Source organism: Labrys okinawensis, from assembly GCF_047345005.1.
GTDB classification, from domain to species: domain Bacteria; phylum Pseudomonadota; class Alphaproteobacteria; order Rhizobiales; family Labraceae; genus Labrys; species Labrys okinawensis.
The window spans coordinates 5,945,647-5,966,307 of sequence record NZ_CP178864.1; the positions used below are offsets into that span (position 1 = coordinate 5,945,647).

At 63.6% G+C, this 20,661-nt stretch carries 15 protein-coding genes; 6 read left to right on the forward strand and 9 right to left on the reverse strand.

Annotated features, from left to right (window positions below; translation table 11 throughout):
• The first annotated feature begins 27 nt into the window (after window positions 1-27).
• The 6 genes from ACMDCR_RS27740 to prmC all read left to right on the forward strand — a co-directional run bounded on the left by ACMDCR_RS27740 (window position 28) and on the right by prmC (window position 9,114).
• Entirely contained in the window at window positions 28-456 is a 429-nt protein-coding gene (locus ACMDCR_RS27740) for an Lrp/AsnC family transcriptional regulator (RefSeq protein WP_413989708.1), read from the forward strand.
• Window positions 457-602: 146 nt separating this feature from the next.
• Window positions 603-2,696 (forward strand): OmpA family protein, encoded by a 2,094-nt coding sequence (locus ACMDCR_RS27745; RefSeq protein ID WP_413989709.1) that lies wholly within the window; start codon window positions 603-605, stop codon window positions 2,694-2,696.
• A 442-nt stretch (window positions 2,697-3,138) separates the two neighbouring features.
• On the forward strand, window positions 3,139-4,389 hold the full coding sequence (locus ACMDCR_RS27750; RefSeq protein ID WP_413989710.1) for an aspartate kinase: 1,251 nt from the start codon (window positions 3,139-3,141) through the stop codon (window positions 4,387-4,389).
• A gap of 281 nt (window positions 4,390-4,670) precedes the next feature.
• Complete coding sequence (gene ptsP, locus ACMDCR_RS27755) at window positions 4,671-6,935, forward strand: phosphoenolpyruvate--protein phosphotransferase (protein WP_413989711.1); 2,265 nt, start codon at window positions 4,671-4,673, stop codon at window positions 6,933-6,935.
• 123 nt (window positions 6,936-7,058) lie between these two features.
• Window positions 7,059-8,138 (forward strand): peptide chain release factor 1, encoded by a 1,080-nt coding sequence (prfA, locus tag ACMDCR_RS27760; protein ID WP_413989712.1) that lies wholly within the window; start codon window positions 7,059-7,061, stop codon window positions 8,136-8,138.
• Between the two features lie 124 nt (window positions 8,139-8,262).
• A complete protein-coding gene (gene prmC, locus ACMDCR_RS27765) occupies window positions 8,263-9,114 on the forward strand; it encodes a peptide chain release factor N(5)-glutamine methyltransferase (RefSeq protein ID WP_413989713.1) in 852 nt (283 codons plus the stop codon).
• A 41-nt stretch (window positions 9,115-9,155) separates the two neighbouring features.
• On the opposite strand, the gene ACMDCR_RS27770 is transcribed toward prmC, so the two are convergent.
• The 9 genes from ACMDCR_RS27770 to ACMDCR_RS27810 all read right to left on the reverse strand — a co-directional run bounded on the left by ACMDCR_RS27770 (window position 9,156) and on the right by ACMDCR_RS27810 (window position 20,529).
• A complete protein-coding gene (locus tag ACMDCR_RS27770; RefSeq protein ID WP_413989714.1) occupies window positions 9,156-10,367 on the reverse strand; it encodes a S8 family serine peptidase in 1,212 nt (403 codons plus the stop codon).
• A 539-nt stretch (window positions 10,368-10,906) separates the two neighbouring features.
• Window positions 10,907-11,497, reverse strand: coding sequence for a CarD family transcriptional regulator (locus tag ACMDCR_RS27775; RefSeq protein WP_284313700.1), 591 nt, complete (start codon window positions 11,495-11,497; stop codon window positions 10,907-10,909).
• A 608-nt stretch (window positions 11,498-12,105) separates the two neighbouring features.
• Window positions 12,106-12,444, reverse strand: coding sequence for a ferredoxin FdxA (fdxA, locus tag ACMDCR_RS27780; RefSeq protein WP_413989715.1), 339 nt, complete (start codon window positions 12,442-12,444; stop codon window positions 12,106-12,108).
• Between the two features lie 147 nt (window positions 12,445-12,591).
• Window positions 12,592-12,942: a ferredoxin FdxA gene (gene fdxA / locus ACMDCR_RS27785; protein ID WP_413989716.1), complete on the reverse strand. Its 351-nt coding sequence runs from the start codon at window positions 12,940-12,942 to the stop codon at window positions 12,592-12,594.
• 281 nt (window positions 12,943-13,223) lie between these two features.
• Window positions 13,224-15,218 carry a CocE/NonD family hydrolase gene (locus ACMDCR_RS27790; RefSeq protein ID WP_413989717.1) on the reverse strand — a complete coding sequence of 665 codons (1,995 nt, stop codon included), beginning with the start codon at window positions 15,216-15,218 and terminating at the stop codon, window positions 13,224-13,226.
• Window positions 15,219-15,360: 142 nt separating this feature from the next.
• Window positions 15,361-17,007 carry an ABC transporter ATP-binding protein gene (locus ACMDCR_RS27795; protein ID WP_413989718.1) on the reverse strand — a complete coding sequence of 549 codons (1,647 nt, stop codon included), beginning with the start codon at window positions 17,005-17,007 and terminating at the stop codon, window positions 15,361-15,363.
• 10 nt (window positions 17,008-17,017) lie between these two features.
• Complete coding sequence (locus ACMDCR_RS27800) at window positions 17,018-17,869, reverse strand: ABC transporter permease (protein WP_413989719.1); 852 nt, start codon at window positions 17,867-17,869, stop codon at window positions 17,018-17,020.
• Window positions 17,870-17,878: 9 nt separating this feature from the next.
• Window positions 17,879-18,829 (reverse strand): ABC transporter permease, encoded by a 951-nt coding sequence (locus ACMDCR_RS27805; protein WP_413989720.1) that lies wholly within the window; start codon window positions 18,827-18,829, stop codon window positions 17,879-17,881.
• 125 nt (window positions 18,830-18,954) lie between these two features.
• The gene (locus ACMDCR_RS27810; RefSeq protein WP_413989721.1) at window positions 18,955-20,529 is read right to left on the reverse strand and encodes an ABC transporter substrate-binding protein; all 1,575 of its coding nucleotides are present in this window, start codon (window positions 20,527-20,529) and stop codon (window positions 18,955-18,957) included.
• Between the last annotated feature and the right edge of the window lie 132 nt (window positions 20,530-20,661).

Consider the following 20,661-nt stretch of genomic DNA (forward strand, 5'->3'; position numbering starts at 1 on the left):
CATAATAAAGCCAGCTATATCGTCACTATGACGACAGCAGCCGACGATGCCCTTATTGCCATCCTGCGCGAGAATGCACGCGCCTCCACTGCCGAGATCGCACGGCAGCTCGGCGTTTCCAGGACGACGGTGCAAAGCCGGATGGAAAGGCTGGAACGGCGCGGCGTGATCATCGGCTACACGCTGAGACTGTCCGAGGAGCACACAGGCGCCCTTATTCGCGCCCATGTCCTGCTCACGATACTGCCCAAGTTGATCCGCCAGGTAGAGGCCGGTCTGCGCGCGATTCCTGCCGTGCGCGCGCTCCATTCGGTGAGCGGCAATGTCGACATGATCGCGGTTATCGAAGCCCGTTCCGTCGGTGAACTCGACGAACTGGCCGACTGTATCGGTGCTCTCGATGGCGTGGAACGCACCTCGACCTCGGTCATTCTCTCGACGCGGATCGATCGCTGATTCTTAGCCTGAAGCGCGCCGCCTCGAAATTGAACACTGTTCAATTCAGGAGACTTCATGGCCCCTAAAGATGGCTCCACCCGTTCCGCGTTCAGTTTCGGTTCAGCCGCAATCCGGATTATGGCGCTCCAACAAGAGAGGTCGCCATGTCCCTGCGCAGAAATTTGATCGGTCTGGTCGGAACCCTGATGCTTGCTGTTTCTCCCACGGCGATCGTGGTGGCGCAGGACACGCAGACCCCAACGGTCGAGGCGCCCGGCAAGGCCTCGCCGGAGGATGTGATCAAGCGTCACAAGCAGAGGCAGCAGGGCGCAGGCGACGAATCACAGAATCCGGAAGGCGCTCCGCTGAAGCCGCAGCAGGGCCGGCAGAAGCCGGCCGCGCAGGATGATGCCGGCGGCGCTCCTGCGGCTCCCGATGACGGTGCCCCCGCCGTGAAGCCGAAGCGCCAGAAGCCTGGTGCGGTCGAGCAGGATGGCGCCGGCGCAGCACCGAATGCCGCCGATGAGGGAGCTGGTGCCCCCGCCATGAAGCCGAAGCGCCAGAAGCCGGCGCCGGCCGCCGAGATACCTGCTCCCGCCACATCGGAGCCCGCCCAAAACAACGCGCAGCCTGACAATACGCAGCCTGACAACGGGCAGCAGCCTGGCACCGGCAAGCCGCCGCGCCAGAAGGGTCAGCGCCCGGTCAATGAGGGCGAGCAAGGCGGCGCCGCCCCCGCAACCGGGGGCGAGCCGCAAGCCCAACCGGACCAGCAGCAGGGGCAGGGTCAAGGCAAGCACCACGACCGTACCAACCAGCAGGGACAGCCTGACACATCCCAGCCGGAGGTCACGCCCGATACGACCGGCCAGCCGCAGAATCAGGGCCAGAAGCCGGGATCGCAATTCCTTCCCGGCCGCCAGCGTCCGGCAGGCCAGGGCGCTAACCCCGCCCAGGGCCAGGGACAGGATGACGGCACGCAGCAGGGCCAGGGCGGGCGCAACCGCCTTCCCGGCCAAGGCAACCTTCCCGGCCAAGGCAACCTCCCCGGTCAAGGCAACCTCCCCGGTCAAGGCAACCTCCCCGGTCAAGGCAACCTGCCGGGCCAGGGTGGTTTCCAGAATCAACAGCAGGGAGGCGCCGTGCCGCAGGGCCAGAGCGACTTCGTGCGCGCTCCAGTCAACCAGGCCGCCGAGCAGCGGGCGCTCGGCCTGCTCAACGACCGTACGCCGCCCGATCGTCTCGACGATCAGCAATTGCGTCAGCAGCTCGATGTGTATCGCGGCGCCCTTGCCGGGGGCAATCTCTCGCCAGCTACCGAACAGGCCTTGATCGAGCGCCTCAACGGCGCCCGCGCCGCCCTGCGCAACCGCGTCTCGGACCAGGAGTATGGCGGCCCGCAGAACGCCCAGAATGGGCGCAATTCACCCTTTGGCCGCCCGCAATTCCAGGAGGGCATGCCGACCGCCCAGGACATTCCGGCGATCCTGGCCGACCGCCGCCCCTCCAATGTGCTCACCATCGACCAGCTCAACCGCCGCATCCTGGTCTATCGCGACGCTTCAAACGACCCGCGCTACAGCCCCGATGACCGCCAGGCCTTCACGCAATATCTGCAGGACGACCGCGGGGAGCTTCGCCGGCGCCTCATCAGCGACCGGGGCCAGCGTCAGGACCGCCTCCGCCGGCCTGACCCGGGCTATCGCTTCGACATGGATGTCGTCCCGCGCGGCCCGCGCCAGCAGAGCATCTGGGCGGCCGAGGTGGACGACGAGGAGATCGAGGAGCAGTTCGCCTCCCGGCCGCTGCGCCCGCTGCCGCGCCGCTACAGCCGCGCCGACTTCTTCGCCCAGCCCGAAATGGTGATGGAGCAGCCGGTCGTGCGCCAGGCAATCCCCAGCGTCGAACTCGACACCATCCATTTCGGCTTCAACGAATCCTTCATCCGTGAAGAGGAAATGGCCAATCTCGACCGGGTCGGCCGCATTCTGGAGCGCATAGTTGCGGCCCATCCCAACGAGGTCTTCGTGATCGAAGGCAATACGGATGCGGTGGGCGACGACGCCTACAACCTGCGCCTCTCCAAGGAACGAGCCGAGGCCGTGAAGCAGGCGCTCACCCAATATTACGTGATCTCCCCGGAGAATCTCGCGACGGCGGGCCTGGGCGAGCGCTATCTCAAGATCCCTACGCCCGGGCCCGAGCAGGAAAACCGCCGCGTGACGATCCGCCGCGTCACTTCGCTGCTGGAGAATTGAGGGGTAGATTGGGTGAAGTCGTAGGCGCCACACGAGCCTCCCCCACGAAGCTGGGGGAGGTGGCGCGACGAAGTCGTGACGGAGGGGGTGTGGCCAGGATCAAGCTCCGGGAGCGCGCACCTGTGTTTCGTGTCGTGCGCCGTACGCCGCCCGCACCCCCTCCGAGCCGGCTTCGCCGGCCCACCTCCCCCAGCTTCGTGGGGGAGGCTTTGGACGACGCCCTCTCCATTTGCCATGCTGCGCCCCCTACCGCTTTTGCTTGAATTCCCATCCCCTTTCGCTTACACCCCGCGGCGCGGATGCCCCTCGGCGTTCGCGCCTTCTCGCCTCATGCAGGGTGTCCGCTGCCGGCAGGATTTGCCGGCCCGTGCTCCTGCGGCGTCACCCTTCGAGAGCGCCTTCCCCGATAAGCGTTCGAGAGTTGATCGGAGCCTAGTGGCCGATGTCCGGCAGTTCGCGTCCCCGTCTTGTCATGAAGTTTGGCGGCACCTCCGTCGCCACCGTCGAACGCATCAAGAATGTGGCGCTTCATGTCAAACGCGAGATCGATGCGGGCTACAACGTCGCCGTGGTCGTCTCCGCCATGACCGGCAAGACCAATGAACTCGTCGGCTGGTGCAACGAGGCGAGTTCGCTCTACGACCAGCGCGAATACGATACCATCGTCGCCTCGGGCGAACAGGTGACCTCGGGCCTGCTCGCCATGGTGTTGACCTCGATGGGCATCAAGGCCCGCTCCTGGCAGGGCTGGCAGGTGCCGATCGAGACCTCCAGCGCGCATGGCTCGGCCCGAATCTCCGGAATCCCGTCCAAGAATCTGGACGAGGGCTTCGCCGCGGGCGAGGTGGCGGTGATCTCGGGCTTCCAGGGCATCGAACCGGTCAGCCAGCGCATCACCACGCTTGGCCGCGGCGGCTCCGACACGTCGGCCGTTGCAATTGCGGGCGCGATCGGCGCCGAGCGCTGTGATATCTATACGGATGTCGACGGCGTCTACACCACCGACCCGCGCATCGTGCCCAAGGCCCAGCGCATGGACCGCATCGCCTTCGAAGAAATGCTCGAAATGGCCTCGCTCGGCGCCAAGGTGCTGCAGGTGCGCTCGGTGGAACTCGCCATGGTGCACAAGGTTAAGACGTATGTGCGGTCGTCCTTCGACGATCCCGCCAATCCCAATCCCGGAACCCTCATCTGCGACGAGGAAGACATCATGGAACAGCAGGTCGTGACCGGCATCGCCTATTCGAAGGACGAGGCGCAGATCACCCTGCGCGACGTCGCCGATCGCCCGGGTGTCGCCGCCGCCATCTTCGTGCCTTTGGCCGACGCCAACGTCAATGTCGACATGATCGTGCAGAACATCTCTGCCGACGGCGCCTCCACCGACATGACCTTCACCGTGCCGCAGGCCGAGTTCCAGCGCGCCAAGGACGTCATCGACAAGGCCCGCCTGACGGTGAAATGCGACAATGTCGAGACCAATATGGATGTCGCCAAGGTCTCGGTGATCGGCATCGGCATGCGCAGCCATGCCGGTGTGGCCGCCACCTGCTTCCAGGCTCTCGCCGGGCGAGGCATCAACATCCGCGCCATCACCACCTCCGAGATCAAGATCTCGGTCTTGATCGACGCCGTCTACACTGAGCTTGCTGTGCGCACGCTGCACACGCTCTACGGCCTCGATAAGGCCTGATTGATTGATTTTTATCCCGACGCAATTCGCCAGTCAGCGCCGGAAAAACTCTTTCATTTTCCGGAAAAACTTGCGACAGGACAAAAAGTTAAGGCGTGCGTCGTTTACGATCTTGAACGACGCACGCTCCCGATTCATCGTGTATTCTGGGGTAGAGCGCGTTTGGGCGGAAACGCCATTTTGCTCCAGTTCTTTGTTTTGATGCGTTTTGCGAGTCTCGCCGGTTTCGGCAGATCGCACAACGCTCGGGGGTCAGGCGAAGACCCTGAAGGAGGCCTTGTATGCGTGGTGCGATCGGCGGCCCACGCCTGCTGCTGAAGCGGCTCCGCGAGGTGACGGCGGAACCCGTCTCGGCGCAGGAGCGGCTGGACAAGATTGTGGTGCTGATCGCCGCGAACATGGTCGCGGAGGTGTGCTCGGTCTATGTCCTGCGCACCGACGGCACGCTCGAGCTTTATGCCACTGAAGGCCTCAATCCGAACGCCGTGCATCTGACCATGATGCGCAAGGGCGAGGGCCTGGTCGGCCTTGTGGCCAAGGAAGCCGAGCCGGTCACCACCTCCGACGCCCAGCACCACCCCTCCTTCTCCTACAAGCCCGAGACGGGTGAAGAGATCTATAACGCCTTCCTCGGCGTTCCCATCCTGCGCGCCGGCGAAACGCTCGGTGTGCTGGTGGTGCAAAACCGGGCGCAGCGCGTCTATTCGGAAGAAGAGATCGAGGCACTGCTCACGGTCGCCATGGTGCTGGCCGAGATGATCGCCTCGGGCGAGTTGCAGGCCCTCGCCCGCCCGGGCGCCGACCTTGCCAGCCGCCGCGCCTTGCACATGACCGGCGCCTCGCTCGCCGAAGGCGTCGGCCTCGGCCATGTCGTGCTGCATGAGCCGCGCGTGGTGATCAAGACGCTGATCGCCGACGATGTGGGCCGCGAAACCAACCGGCTCGACAATGCCATCGTGGGCCTGCGCGATTCCATCGACGCCATGCTCGACCGCGGCGATCTCGCCCGCGCCACCGAGACGCTCGACGTGCTCGAGGCCTATCGCATGTTCGCGCAGGATCGTGGCTGGATCACCAAGATGCGCGAGGTCATCGCTACCGGCGTCACCGCCGAGGCGGCGGTGCAGCGCGTGCAGTCCGACACCCGCGCCCGCATGCAGCGCGTCGCCGATCCCATCCTGCGCGAGCGGCTCTACGATCTCGACGACCTCGCCAACCGTCTCTTGCGCCAACTCACCGGCGATGGCCATCACGTGCCGGCCGAGGCGATGCCGAAGGACGCAGTGCTGGTCGCCCGCTCCATGGGCCCGGCGGCTTTGCTCGACTACTCGCGCGACAGCCTGCGCGGCCTCATCCTTGAGGAGGGCGGTCCGACCAGCCATGTCGCCATCGTGGCGCGCGCTCTCGGCATTCCCACCGTGGGCAAAGTCGAGGGCATCACCAACCTGGTCGAGCCGGGCGACGCCATAATCGTCGATGGCTCCTCCGGCGACGTGCAGGTGCGTCCGGCCTCCGATGTCGAGCATGCCTATGCCGAGAAGGTGCGCTTCCGCGCCAAGCGCCAGGAGCAGTACCAGGCTCTGCGCAGCCTGCCCAACCGCACGCGTGACGGGCGCGATATCGGCCTCTTCCTCAATGCCGGCCTGCTGGTCGACCTGCCGCATGTGAAGGAAAGCGGGGCCGACGGCATCGGGCTCTTCCGCACCGAGCTGCAGTTCATGATCGCCTCGCAATTCCCGCGCACCGGCGAGCAGTACCAGCTCTACAAGGCGGTGCTGGAGGCGGCCGGCGACCGGCCCGTGACCTTCCGCACCCTCGATATCGGCGGGGACAAGGTGCTGCCCTATATGCACCAGATCGAGGAAGAGAACCCGGCGCTCGGCTGGCGCGCCATCCGCCTCGGCCTGGACCGGCCCGGCCTGATGCGCTCGCAGCTGCGCGCCTTGCTGCAGGCGGCCGCCGGGCGGGAACTGCGCGTGATGTTCCCGATGATTGCCGCAGCCGAGGAGTTCGACCAGGCCCGCAGCGTGGTGGAGCGCGAAATCACCTTCCTGCGCCGCCACGGCAAGCCCCTGCCCGATCTCGTCAAGCTCGGCGCCATGGTCGAGGTGCCGAGCCTGCTCTTCCAGCTTGACGAAATCCTGGAGCGCACCGATTTCCTGTCGGTGGGCTCGAACGATCTCTTCCAGTTCCTTTATGCTGTCGATCGCGGCAATGCGCGCGTCGCCGGCCGCTTCGACACGCTCTCACCCTCGGTGATGCGCGCCTTGAAGATGATCGCCGACAAGTCGCATGAGGCTGGCGTGCCCGTGACCCTGTGCGGCGAGCTTGCCTCCAAGCCGCTGGAGGCCCTTGCTCTCATCGGCCTCGGCTTCCGGCAGCTCTCGATGACACCCTCCTCCATTGGGCCGGTGAAGGCGATGCTGCTGGAGACGGAGGCGGCCGAGGTCGCCGATCTCGTCAAGCGCCATATCGCGCCTGACGCCGAAAAGCCGCTGCGTCTGGCGCTGCGAGAATTTGCCGACCAGCGCGGCATTCCGTTATAGCCCCGCTGGAAGCGCGGAGGTCTCAGCGACATGCCTGCATGTCGCGATGTCCGCTCTTTCCCTCTTTCAAGCGTGCCGTTTCCAAGAGCGGACGAGGATGTCCGCGCTCCCAGGTTCTCCATCATGCTCCCCCTCGAACGCCTCGATGCCCTGCTCCGCCGCCGCGACTTCGTTGAAGCCGAGCTTGCGTCCGGCCCTGACGCCGAAGCCTATGTCGCGCTGGCGCGCGAATTGTCGGAGCTCGATCCGGTGGCCGCCGCCGTCCGCGAATGGCAAAGCGCACAGGAAGAGCTCAAAGGCGTCGAAGCGATGATCGCCGAGCCTGCCACGGCCGGCGAAATGGCGGAGATGGCGGAGGATGAGCGCAAGGCCCTGGTGGAGCGTATCGCCAGGCTCGAGACCGAGATCAAGCTGTCCCTGATTCCAAAGGACGCGGCGGACGAGAAATCCGCCATCCTGGAAGTGCGGGCCGGCACCGGCGGCGACGAAGCCTCTCTCTTCGCCGGCGACCTCTTCCGCATGTATCAGCGCTATGCCGATCTGCAGGGCTGGAAGACCGAAGTGCTGTCGGAAAGCGAGGGCACGATGGGCGGCTACAAGGAAGCCGCCATGGCGATCCGCGGCAAGGGCGTGTTCGCCAGGCTGAAATTCGAGTCCGGCGTGCATCGCGTGCAGCGCGTGCCGGTGACGGAAGCCGGCGGGCGCATCCACACCTCTGCCGCAACCGTCGCCGTGCTGCCAGAGGCCGAGGATGTCGACATTCAGATCGACGAGAAGGACCTGAAGGTCGACGTCTTCCGAGCCTCGGGCGCCGGCGGCCAGCACGTCAACACCACAGACAGCGCAGTGCGCATCACCCATCTGCCAACCGGTATCGCGGTGGCCGTGCAGCAGGAACGCTCCCAGCACAAGAACCGTGCCCAGGCCATGGCGATGCTCCGCGCCCGCCTCTACGAAGCCGAGCGCGAGCGGGTGGATTCGGCGCGGGCCGCCGATCGCCGCGACCAGGTCGGTTCCGGCGATCGTTCGGAGCGCATCCGAACCTACAATTTCCCACAGGGTCGTCTCACCGACCATCGCATCGGCCTGACACTCTACAAGCTCGACCAGATCATCGCGGGCGATGCCCTGAACGAGGTTGTTGATGCGCTGGTGACCGAGAACCAGGCACGCCTGTTGGCCGCGAGCGAGGCGAAGCAGTGAGGGCTTTGTACCGGAAGCGCAGTGGCTGGGACCGCGGACGTCCCCGTCCGCTCTTCCTTTATCGTAGTGCGCCACGTGTCCAAGAGCGGACGGGGACGTCCGCGGCCCCAGCCACTGTGCCCCAATGACCACCCTCGGCGCCCTTTATCGGGAGGCCGTTGCCGCCTTCCAGGCCGTGTCCCTGCTCACGCCCGAGCTCGACGCCCGCTGGCTGGTGACCGAGGCAGCGGGCCTTCCTGCCAACGCCATCATCCTGGATCCCCAGCGTGTCCTCGCCCCGGAAGCCGTCGCCAAGGCCCGTGCCTTCGTCGCCCGGCGCCTCGCGGGAGAGCCGGTGGACCGCATCGTCGGCAACCGTGAATTCTGGAGCCTTGCCTTCCGGCTCGGCCCGGCTACGCTCTCTCCGCGTCCGGATACGGAAACCATCGTCGAGGCCTGCCTTGCCGTGTTGCCGGACAAGCAGGGCGCCTATCGCCTGCTCGATCTCGGCACTGGCACGGGGGCCATCCTCATCGCCCTGCTCAGCGAGCGGCCGCGGGCAACTGGCCTTGGCATCGACAAGGCGGCGGAAGCTGTGGCAATCGCCCGGCTCAATGCCGAGGACAATGGCGTTGCCGCGCGAGCCCATTTTGCCGAGGGGGACTGGTTGGCTGATATCGCCGGACCGTTCGATCTCATCGTCTCCAACCCGCCCTATATCCCCTCACGGGACATCGCCGGGCTCGACCGTGAAGTGCGCGAGCACGATCCGCGGCTCGCTCTGGATGGCGGAGGGGATGGCCTCGATGCCTATCGCGCCATTGCGGCGGATGGCCCACGCGTTCTGGCGCCTGGCGGCTTCCTCGTCTTCGAACTCGGCATCGGACAGGAAGAAGACGTTGCAGCCCTGATGCAGGCCGCCGGATTCACCCTTCTCGGCCCGGCGCGCACGGATCTCGGTGGGGTGGCAAGAGCCTTGGTGGGAAGGCTGGGATAGGCCGGGACCGCCGACTCGAGAGTGGGCGATCCCGGAGGCGATCATGCCTTGTAGGGCTTGGGTGCGTCATAGGGCTTGGGCGCGTTCGCGACCGTGAACAGGCTCGCCAGTTCATGCGCGATCAGGACACCGAGGCCGCTGCAAGGGTCGGGACCGACAGCCGCCTCCCAGCCGTCATTGTTGCCCTCGGTGATGTCCTGGAAACAATCCCGATTGGCCCACAGGATCGGGTTGACGAAACCGTTGCTCCTCTTGCCGAAGGCGGCAAACAGGCCGGCATAAAGGGGAGCGACGGCGCTGGTGCCGCCAGTAAGACGCTCGTTGCCGTGGACGTAGATCCTGTAACCGGTGTTCTTATCGGCATTCCCCGCCACATCGGGCACCATGCGGCCGATGCCGACCGGGGCGCCCCTCGCCCAGGACTGTGGGAAGAACAGGCTCGAATAACCGCCGCCTGTGCCGATCCCATTGATCTTGCCCGGGTCGTTGTTCCAGACGATTTCCTTGTCGCGCGTCTTGCTGGTGCCGGCGCAAGCCACTGCATGCGGGCAGGCGGCCGGCAGGTTCACCGTCTTCTGCGGCTCGCCAGCATTGGCCTCGCGGTCGCCGGCCGCAGCGAAGACGGTCATGCCCAGCGCGGCCGCACGGATGAGAGCCGCCTCCAATTGCACTGCGACATTCTGGCCGAACTTCCAGAACAACCATTCCCAGGCATCTTCAGGAGCGCCCCAGGAAATCGAGAGTACGGAGCAGCCATCGGCAGCCGCCTTCTGGATCGCAGGAGCCATCGAGCGCAGATCCATGTCCGTCCAATAGATGCGGATCTTGGCGGGCTTGCCGGTAGCGACATAATAGGCGGAAGCGGCTACTTCGATGTCCAGAGCGATCTCCACGTCTGGATCAAAGTCCTCGCTAGGAGGCTGATTGGGGTGGTTGCCGACGCCATTGACCACGACATTCTCTATATCGGGCATCGGTTGCCCGATTCCCTTGAAATAGGCCTCGAGATCGCTGGGCTGATAGCCGCCCCCCATGGCCAGGATGCCGATCACGCCGCCGCCGTCCAAATCCTTCGGCCAGCCATAGGCCTCGCACAGTTCGGGTACGGTCCAGGTCTTTGCCACGGCATCCGGCGCAATCTGCTTCGGCAGACGCGCCTTGGGAAGTTTGTCTTCCGTCAAATCGATCATCTCGAAGAAAGGCCGGCACTTCGGCACTTCCTTGCGCTGGCTCATAGATCGGTGGTTGTTCATCGCTCAAGCTCCTGATTCAAGTAAGCACGCGGATTCGGCGGCGGGCCGCGCGCTCGGCCACCGATCCAACCTTCCAACTCGTCAGGCAGCCCGGACTGCCCACGCACTGACGGCGTCGTCATTCCGTCGGCGGTGATTGTCGCACAAAGCCAAGACAAGGCTGTGCGATGGCGCTCACACCGACATCGCTTCCCAGTATAGCAACTCGATTAGCCGCAATGGTGTGAGTTCAGCGTGAATCGGCCGAAGTAAAACGGTGGTCGCGAAGCAAGACGAATGACGCTACGGAAAAATAGCCGGCCGCACATGCTTTCGTGGCAGCGCCAAGCACGCTCAAGTGATCGCACCAGTGCCGCAAGTCTTTCCAGCCAAAAGACTTTTTTGCAAACCGGCATGTCGCCTTCGGTCGCGACAATCGATCACCAGGCATGGTTGCCGGCAAGTCATGCCGACGCCACAGCCGACGGTCACCCCCTGATGACCGACAACAAAAAACCCCGCCGAAGCGGGGTTTTCGAATTTCTGAAAGGAAGCGAAGCTTACGCTGCCTCTTCCTCTTCCGTGGCATCCTCGAAGTCCGCATCGGCGTCGGCTTCCTTGGCGCCACCGCGCTTCGGGCCCTTGGCAAGATTGGCCTCGATAACCTTCACGGATTCAGAATCCGTGAGGTCGTCGACGGCGGCAAGCTCGCGCGCCATACGGTCGAGTGCCGCCTCATAGAGCTGGCGCTCGGAATAGGACTGCTCAGGCTGGGCGTCGGAGCGATAGAGATCGCGCACGACTTCGGCGATGGCGATCAGGTCGCCCGAATTGATCTTCGCTTCATATTCCTGCGCACGACGCGACCACATGGTGCGCTTGATGCGGGCACGGCCCTTCAACGTTTCCAGCGCCTTGGCCACGATAGCCGGCTCAGACAGCTTGCGCATGCCGACGGAAGCGATCTTGGTGGTAGGAACGCGCAGAGTCATCTTGTCCTTGGCGAAGGAAATCACGAACAGCTCAAGCTTGAAACCCGCAACTTCCTGTTCGTCGATCGACACGATTTTGCCAACACCGTGCGAGGGATACACGATGCTCTCGCCGGTCTTGAAACCCTGCTTCGTGGACGTCTTCTTCGCTGTCGTCATGACGCTTCTCAACGCTCCTATCTATGGCGGTCCACGACAAAGCGCAGCCGCACCAAATCACGGGCAGACACAGCCTGCAGCCGTTAACATCATTCGACATTGAAACCAGGCCAAAGCTCAAAAGCCGCCGCGAGGAAAGTCGAACTGAGGATGGTCAAAAAATTCCATGTATCTCTTCGCGTTGACCACGCCCCGAGATAGAGATCCCTTGAAGCTGAGCACAAAAAAATTGCCCCTGTGCGGAGCGGCGGCGGGGTAACTCGGTCTCTCTCTGACCCATTTGACCTATATATACCAAAAATAGGCAAAAATCAACGGTTTCGCATATAAAATCGGCACTTAAAGCGCTTGTTAGGGTTTACGCGCCGAGTTTTTTCCGAATAGCCGCTATGCAATAAATGACGAGCCGGCTTATCGGATATCGATTTATTCGGCTACCGCCCATTGAACTCTCAGTTCGAATTCAGCACCGTGCCGGAACGCTCGCCTCCGGTAGAAGAGCCCAGCGCACCAGCCTCCCCTCGGTGCATCGAAGCGTCAACGGAGACTGAAGGAGAGCGGCGAGCGTGGACCAACACGCCGCTCTCGCAGGATAGATCAGCCGGCGATCAGGCGTCGCCCTGGCCCGCCTCCGGCGAGAGCAGTGGAAGCTTGTCCGGCTTGCCGTCCCACTCCTTGGAGTCGGGGAAGCTTTCGCGCTTGACCGTGATATTCGGCCAGGACGGGGCGAACTTGGCGTTCAGTTCGAGCCAGGCTTCCAGGCCCTTCTCCGTATCGGCCTTGATCGCATCAGCCGGACATTCGGGCTCGCAGACACCGCAATCGATGCATTCGTCGGGATGAATGACAAGGAAGTTCTCGCCCTCGTAGAAGCAATCCACCGGGCAGACTTCCACGCAGTCCATATATTTGCACTTGATGCAGTTTTCAGTGACCACGTAGGTCATGCCAGACAATCCCGAAAGTTTATAATCTTGCCGAATGTGCGTAGCCGAACTGGGGCAAGGGTTCAAGGCACGCCTGCACAGAGCAGCCATTCGTCGCGGTACAGGCTATGCAGGACTCCATCACATTTGGGCGGCCGCGCCTGTCTCCTACCCGGCCTGTCCTGCATCGCCGGCGCCCGCATGGGGCGACAGCAGCGCAAGCTTACCCGGCTCGCCGTCCCACGTCCTGGCGTCGGACAGGGGCTCTCGTCGCACCGTGATCTCCGGCCAGACATGGGCGTAGCGCGCGTTCAATTCGATCCAGGCCTCCAGCCCTCGCCCGGCATCGGAGCGGATCGCATCAGCCGGGCAGGCGGGTTCGCAGATGCCGCAATCGATGCAGAGCATGGGATCGATGACGAGCATGTTCTCGCCCTCCCGGAAGCAATCGACCGGGCACTTGGTCACGCAGTCCATATATTTGCATTTTATGCAGTTCTCAGTGACCAGATAGGTCATGTCGGCCATTCCATAAGGGGCTGAACCCAACGGAATGGTTAGGAATCCTATACGGCACTCTCAAGGCACAATTGCGATCAGAACGCTTTACCTTCGATTCAAATCACCAAGAATCAAAAAATATGCTTCCGTTTCCAGCAAATCACGCAAAGAGAGCGCTTTAACCAGAACGCATTTTGCCTAAAGCGTTTTGCGATCTGACGGAATCGGCAAGAATCGCAAAGACGCGTTGAAACAAAGAGCTAGAGCAAAGCAGCGTGTACGCTTAAACGCGCTTTGCTCTAGAGGAGATCACGGCCGATTTTCTCATGCCAACGGCGCTCGGCCGCCACCTCACCATTGGCGAAAGCTTTGAGCTCCCCCTCCAGGATGAAGTCGGTGGCAGTTGCCTGCATCGATGTCTTCACCTCGACGCGGATGTCCCAGCCCTTACGACCCATCTCATAAGTCTCCGTCAGGCGATAGCAGGCGCTGAGCGGGTCGTCGCCCTTGATGGTCAACTCGCGCCTGAGGCTGTGGGAGAGCGTGGTGTCGATCTCGTCGAAGCGCAGTACTCCTTCGCCGAACAGGCCGCCCTCGCCTTGGGTGACATAGGTGGCCGTGTTGGTGAGGAGGTCGAGGGCCGTGGTCCGGGTCATCTGTCCCTCCGTGACCATGGTCGCGGGCGTCCGCGCCGCGCTCATCGCCGGCTCGAAGATGACATCCGGCTCCTCTTTCTTCGCACGGACCGGCAGGCGCAGTTCGGCTGGGCAGCGCAGGGTCAGCGTCACCGCCTCCGGTGCCGGCCAGATCAGCGGCCAATAGGCAGTCGAGAGGGCAAGGCGTATCTTGTGGCCGGAGGCGAGACCATAGCCGCAGTCGTTGAGCCTGAGGCGAATACGGTAGAAGCGGCCCGGCTCGAGCGCTTCCGGCTCGGCATGGCTGTCTCGATGGGTCAGATTGAAGACGGCATAGGCGATGCGGCGGGACGAGCCGTCTGGCGCGATATCGCACAGTCGTGCACAGAGCTGAGCCACCGGCTTGTTCGCCGCCAGCTCCACTTCGATCTCCGGCGCCCCGAGCAGTTCCAAACGATCCACCAGGACCTCGCTGTCGAAACAGCAGGAGAAGGCATCGTCATGGCGCTGGTCGGCCGCCTCCTCGCCGGCGACGCCGGTGCCCATCCATTCGCCGGAGGCCGATCCCGTCCAGGCCGGGGAGGTGAAGGCGATCTCGGCCGGTCGGCCGGGCGCTGCCGTAAGGGCGCCCGGCGCCAGATGGAAGACTTTCGGCGCGATCTCGGGCGAGGGCCATTTCATCTCGCCAACGAAGCGGCCGGGAACGGGATCGCGGCGGCCGGGCGGAGTCCATTCCTCGATGAAGGCGCGCAGCATCGGCTCAGCCATGACGCCGCGATCCCGGCCCTTCAGCCAATGGTCCCACCAGCGTATCGCCTCCTGCAGGAAGCCGATGGCCGGGCCGGGCACGCCATCCTGCGGATAGATATGCGCCCAGGGCCCGATCAGGCCGAGGCGCGGCACCTGCAGGCCCTCCAGCAGGCGCGGGATGGCGTTGGTATAGGCGTCTGCCCAGCCGCCTACGGCAAAGACCGGGCACTGGATGGCGGAAAAATCCTCGCAGACCGAACCGTGCTGCCAGTAGGCATCGCGCCTTTGGTGGCTGAGCCAGAGTGCCGGAAAGAAGGGCATATGGTTGAGCTGCTTCAGCCATTGCGCCCGCCAGGCTTCACCGACCAGGGCCGGATCGGCGGGGCGGGCCTGGTAGGCCAGCATGATAGAGCCCCACCACAGATTGTCGTTGAGCAGCGTGCCGCCCATGAAATGGATGTCGTCGGCATAGCGGTCATCGGTGGAGCAAACGGTGATGATGGCCTTGAGCGCCGGCGGGCGCAGCGCCGCGACCTGCAGGCAGTTGAAGCCACCCCAGCTCTTGCCCATCATGCCGACTGAGCCCGAGCACCAGGGCTGGGCGGCGAGCCAGGCGATCACCTCGCAGGCATCGTCGAGTTCCTGCGGCAGATATTCGTCGTCCATCAGCCCGTCGGACTCGCCCGAGCCGCGCATGTCGACCCGGATCGCAGCGTAGCCGTTCTCGGCGAACCAGCCGTGCATCGGCTCGTCGCGCCCGCGCGTGCCGTCGCGCTTGCGATAGGGAATATATTCGAGGATAGCCGGCACGGGTTTGGCTTCGGCATCTTCAGGTAGCCAGAGACGGGCCGCCAGCCTTGTGCCATCGGCGAGCGGAATGAAAAAATGTTCGATGATGCGGATAGACATAGGAAACCCTGGGAGCGCGGACGTCCTCGTCCGCTCTTGAAACGAGATCTCATGAGAAAGGGGCGTGAGCCGATCGGTTCACGCCCCTCTCCCTATACGCGACGTTTCAAGAGCGGACGAGGACGTCCGCGCTCCCAGCAGCTCAGATCAGGATCTGGCCCTTGCGGCTGGCCAGAATGCTGTCCAGCCAATGCGTATCCATCTCGGGCACCGAGCTGATGAGCTTCTCGGTGTAGGGGTGGAAGGGCGGTGAGAAGATCTCGGCCGTCGGGCCCTGGGCGATGATCTCACCCTTCAGCATCACCGCCGTGCGGTGGGCGATGCGCTTCACCGTGCCGAGGTCATGGGTGATGAAGATGTAGGACAGCCCGAGATCGTCCTGCAGCTTTTTGAGGAGCTTGAGCACTTCCTCGGCCACCAGCGGATCGAGCGCAGAAGTCGGCTCGTCGCAGATGATCACTTCAGGCTCAGCGGCCAAAGCGCGGGCGATGCAGATTCGCTGCTTCTGGCCACCTGATAGCTGGCCAGGACGGCGATCGGCGAAGTCTTCCGGCAGGCCGACCTTGCGCAACAGCTCCAGGACCCCCTTGCGGACTTCCGCTCCCGAGCGATTGAAGTAGAACGCAATCGGACGGCCGATGATCTGTGCCAGCGTGTGGCGCGGATTGAGCGCGACGTCCGGCAACTGATGCACCATCTGCAGCCGGCGCAGGATATCCTTGCTGCGCTGGTTGAGGGCCGGCGGCAGGGTCTTGCCATTGAGGGAAACATCGCCTTCCCAGCGTGGCAGCAGCCCGACGACGATGCGGGCGATGGTGCTCTTGCCCGAGCCTGATTCGCCCACCACCGCCAACGTCTCGCCCTTGGCGAGCTTGAAGGAGGCATTCTTGACGATGGGCACCGGGCCATAGCCTGCCGTGACATTGGTCATCGACAGGACTGGCTGCTCGACATTGACCGGCGCACTGAGCTGGAGGTGTTCGGCGTTGCGCCGTTCGTTGACGAGCGCCGTGGCATAGTCGGTCTTGGGCTGTTCGAGGATTTGCTGGGCGCCGCCCACCTCGATCATCTTGCCATGCCTGAGCACCATGATGCGGTGAGCGATCTGCGCAACGACCGCGAGGTCGTGCGTGATGTAGAGGCCCGCCGTGCCGAATTCGCGGATGAGGTCACGCAGCAGCGCCAGGACCTCGATCTGCGTGGTGACGTCGAGAGCGGTGGTCGGCTCGTCGAGCACGATCACGTCCGGACGGCAGCTCATCGCCATGGCAGCCATGGCGCGCTGCAACTGGCCGCCCGAGACCTGATGCGGATAGCGTCCACCGATGGTGTCGGGGTTGGGCAGTTGCAGGGTCCGAAAGAGCTTTTTGGCGTAGGTTTCAGCCTCGGGCCGCGTCATCACGCCATGCATCACCGGGGCTTCGCAAACCTGGTCCATGAGAGTCATGGAAGGATTGAACGAAGCAGCGGCGCTCTGTGCGATATAGGCGATGCTCTTGCCGCGGAAATTGCGGCGCTGGGCGGCGGTGGAGGCCCGGAGCTCCGTGCCATCGAGCGTAATGGAGCCGCCGGTGATGCGCATGCCCGCGCGGGCATAGGCCATCGATGCGAGACCGATGGTCGATTTGCCGGCGCCCGATTCACCGATCAGGCCAAGGATCTCGCCGCGCTTGAGGGTGACGTCGACATTGTCGACCAGCACACGGCCGGTGATGGTCTCGACCTTGAGCTTTTCGAGCTCGAGGATGAGATCGGTCGAGGGGGCGGAGTTGGGTTTGCTGTCTGCCATCTTGGCCCCCTTACATTTCTGCCTGCGCGCCGGACGGGCGAGCATCGATCGACAGGAACCAGTCGACGACAAGATTGATGCCGACAGTGAGAAGTGCAATCGCGGCGGCGGGATAAAGCGCCGAAGGCGAGATCGTGGGGATGACCTTGGACAGGGTCAGGCTCTGCATGTCGTCGCGCACCATGCCACCCCAGTCGGAGAGCGGCAGCGGCACGCCGAGACCGAGGAACGAGAGCGCCGCGATCATCAGGAAGTTGAAGCAGAAGCGCAGGCCGAATTCCGACATCAGCGGTGCCATGGCGTTGGGCAGGATTTCGCGACGCACCACCCACCACAGGCCCTCGCCGCGCAGCCGCGCCACTTCGACGAAGTCGAGCGAGGCGAGGTTCATGCCGAGCGCGCGCGCCAGACGGAACACGCGGGTGGAGTCGAGGAAGGCAAGGGTCAGAACGAGCGAGGTCAGCGTCTGGCCGAAAATGCCGAGGATGATCAATGCCCAGATCAGTGAGGGGATCGACAGGATGATGTCGCACAGGCGGGAGAGCAAGATATCGACCCAACGGCCGGTGACCGCGGCGATCAGGCCGGTGGTAATGCCGATGGCAAAGGAGAGAAGCGTGGTGATGAGGGCGATGCCGATGGTGAGCCGCGCGCCGTAGACGAGGCGGGTCAAGATATCACGGCCGAGTTTGTCGGTGCCGAGCCAGCTCGTGTGCGAGATGCCCTGGAACATCTTGCCCACGATCTGCGTGTCGGTATAGGGCACGAGCAAGGGACCGATGATCGCCACCGCGATATTGATGAAGATGATGGCGAGGCCGATGACGGCAGTGAGCGGCGCTTTGTGACCGAAGATTTTCATGCTGCCCTCTTACCGTGGGTGCCGCAGACGCGGGTTGAGGATGATCGCCATCACGTCGGCAATCGTATTGAGAATGATGAAGACGGCGGCAAAGAGCATGCCGCAGGCGAGCACCACGGGAATGTCGCGCTTGCTGACCGCGTCGATCATGTATTGGCCGACGCCAGGATAAGTGAACACCTTCTCCACCACGACGACGCCGACCACGAGATAGGCGATGTTGAGCGCCACCACCGAGATGATCGGCGAGGCCGCATTCGGCAAGGCGTGGCGGGCGACGACGCGGCTGCGCGTCATGCCCTTAAGAAAGGCCATTTCGATATAAGGCGTCGACATGATCGACAGCACGGAGTTGCGGGTCATGCGCATCATATGGGCGCAGACCAGGCAGGTCATGGCCACCGCCGGCAGGAAGGTTGCGATGGCGCGCGCCCAGAGGCTCATTTCCGGCGTGACGCTCGCCGTCGGGGCAAACCACATGCCCTTGCCGGTGAGGAAGAGGATGAGGATGCCGCCGACGAAGAACTCAGGCATTGAGATCGCCACCAGCGCGCCGATATTGGCGGCGCGGTCGGCAATGCGCCCTTCGGTAATGGCGCAGGTCACGCCGGTGATGACGGCGAGCGGCACCGAAAGCAGCGTTGCAAAGGCGGCGAGCCAGATCGTGTTCTTGAACCGCGGCCAGAGGTCTTCGACGATGACGCGCTGGTTCGTATAGGACTTGCCGAAATCGAAATGGGTGAGGACGTTCCACAGCCAGGTCAGGTAGCGCTGCCACGCCGGCAGGTCGAGACCGACATCGTGCCGGTAGGCAGCGACGGTTTCAGGAGTGGCGGACTGGCCGAGCACCGCGGTGGCGGCATCACCAGGCAGGGCAAGCGTCAACAGGAAGATGATCAAGGAAATGGCGAAAAGCGTCACCACGCCCTGTATGATGCGCCAGGCAATGAGACGTCCCACAGCGGCGTCCTTTCCAAACTTGTTAATAGAGGCGCGTTCACGGAGCAGTTCCCCCCGCCCGCGGTTCGGCCTTTGTCTTGAAAGGAAAAGGGGTGCGGCTGATATGCCACACCCCCGGTTTGACGTTAGGCGAACCAGCCCTTTTCGGCGATGCGCTGGTCACACATGTCGTAGCGCGGATGCGGAGCGGTGCCCATGACCTTCTTGGAGTAGCCGTCGAGATAATCGCCGACCGCGTAGCAGACCATGCCGCCATCGTCGTGGATCATCTTCTGGGCCTCGGAATACATTTGCACGCGCTTGGCTTCGTCGGTTTCGACACGGGCGGCGATGACCACCTTGTCGAAGTCCTCGCGTTTCCAATGGGTGTCGTTCCAGTTGGCCGACGACAGGAATGTCTGCGAGAGCTGCAGGTCGATCGTCGGGCGGCCGCCCCAATAGACGGCGCAGAAGGGTTCCTTCAGCCAGACATTCGACCAGTAGCCGTCGCCCGAGACGCGGGTGACGGTGAGGTCGATGCCTGCCTGCTTCATAGCTTCCTGGTAAAGCACGCCGGCATCCGTGGCACCGGAGTAGGCGCCTTCCGAGACCTTGAGCTCGATCTTCGGCGACCCGGCCTTCTTGTAGTAGGAAGCGGCCTTGTCCGGATCATAGGGGGTCTGCGGCACGTCCTTGGCGTAGTATTTGTGCGAGGGCGAAACCGTCGTGTCGTTGCCGATGGTGGCGTAGCCCATATAGACGGTGTCGACGATCTTCTTGCGATCCATGCCGTACTTCAGCGCCCAGCGCAGGTCGGCGCTCTTGTAGGGATCCATGTCGCACAGCGCCACAAAGGCGAAGCGGTTGCCGGTGCCCTTGGTTTGCACGACGCTGGTATCCGGCGAGGCCGTCATGATGTCCATCGTCTTGGCGTCGAGGCGGTTGATGGCGTCGACCTGGCCGGCGAGCAGGGCCTGCATGCGGGCGGTGGCGTCGGGGATGTACTGCAATTCGATCGAGTCGAAATTGCCGCGACCCGGCTTCCAGTAATTGCCCGTGTTCTTGGTGACCAGGCGCACGCCGGGCTCGAAGGTTTCGAGCTTGTAGGCGCCGGTGCCGTCGGGCTTGGAGAAGTCCGTGAAATTGTTCGGCACGCACAGGATGTGGTAGTCGGACAGGTTGTAGGGCAAGTCGAGGTTGCCGTCCGACAACGTGATCTGGATCTGGTTGGCGCTGAGCTTCTTGATGTCGGTGATCGAGGAGAGGAGGTCCTTGGCGGCCGACTTGGTGTCGCCGCGATGCAGGTTGAGCGAGTAGATAACGTCATCCGCATCGAGCGTCTTGCCGGAATGGAAGGTGACGCCCTTGCGCACGTTGAAGATCCAGTCCTTGGCGCCGGGCTTGAATTCCCAGCTTTCCAGCAGTTCGCCAGTGGCGCTGCCGTCGGCGCCGATCTCGACCAGGCCATTCCAGATCTGGTAGCCATAGGAGATCGGAATCGAATCGGCGTAAGTGCGCGGATCGAGGCTGTCCGACGCCGAGCCGCCTTCCATGCCGAGGCGGAGGGTACCGCCCTTCTTCGGTGTGTCCTGGGCCAGAGCGCCGCCACTCAGCGCGGTGAGGCCACCGAAGCTCAGGCCGAGCGCGGCGGCGCCCTTCATGAGTTCGCGGCGATCAAGGATCAGGCCGGACCCTTGCTGCGTAAAGTTCTTACCCGTCATATCTGTGTTCCCTGCGGCTCGCCTGAATGGAAGTTTCGCCCGTTTGCCCGGGCGTTCAACTCGCTCACTATCGTGGCTTGCAACCTCCCACGCAAGAGACTTACAAACGACATCAAATGACAGCAGAGCGAC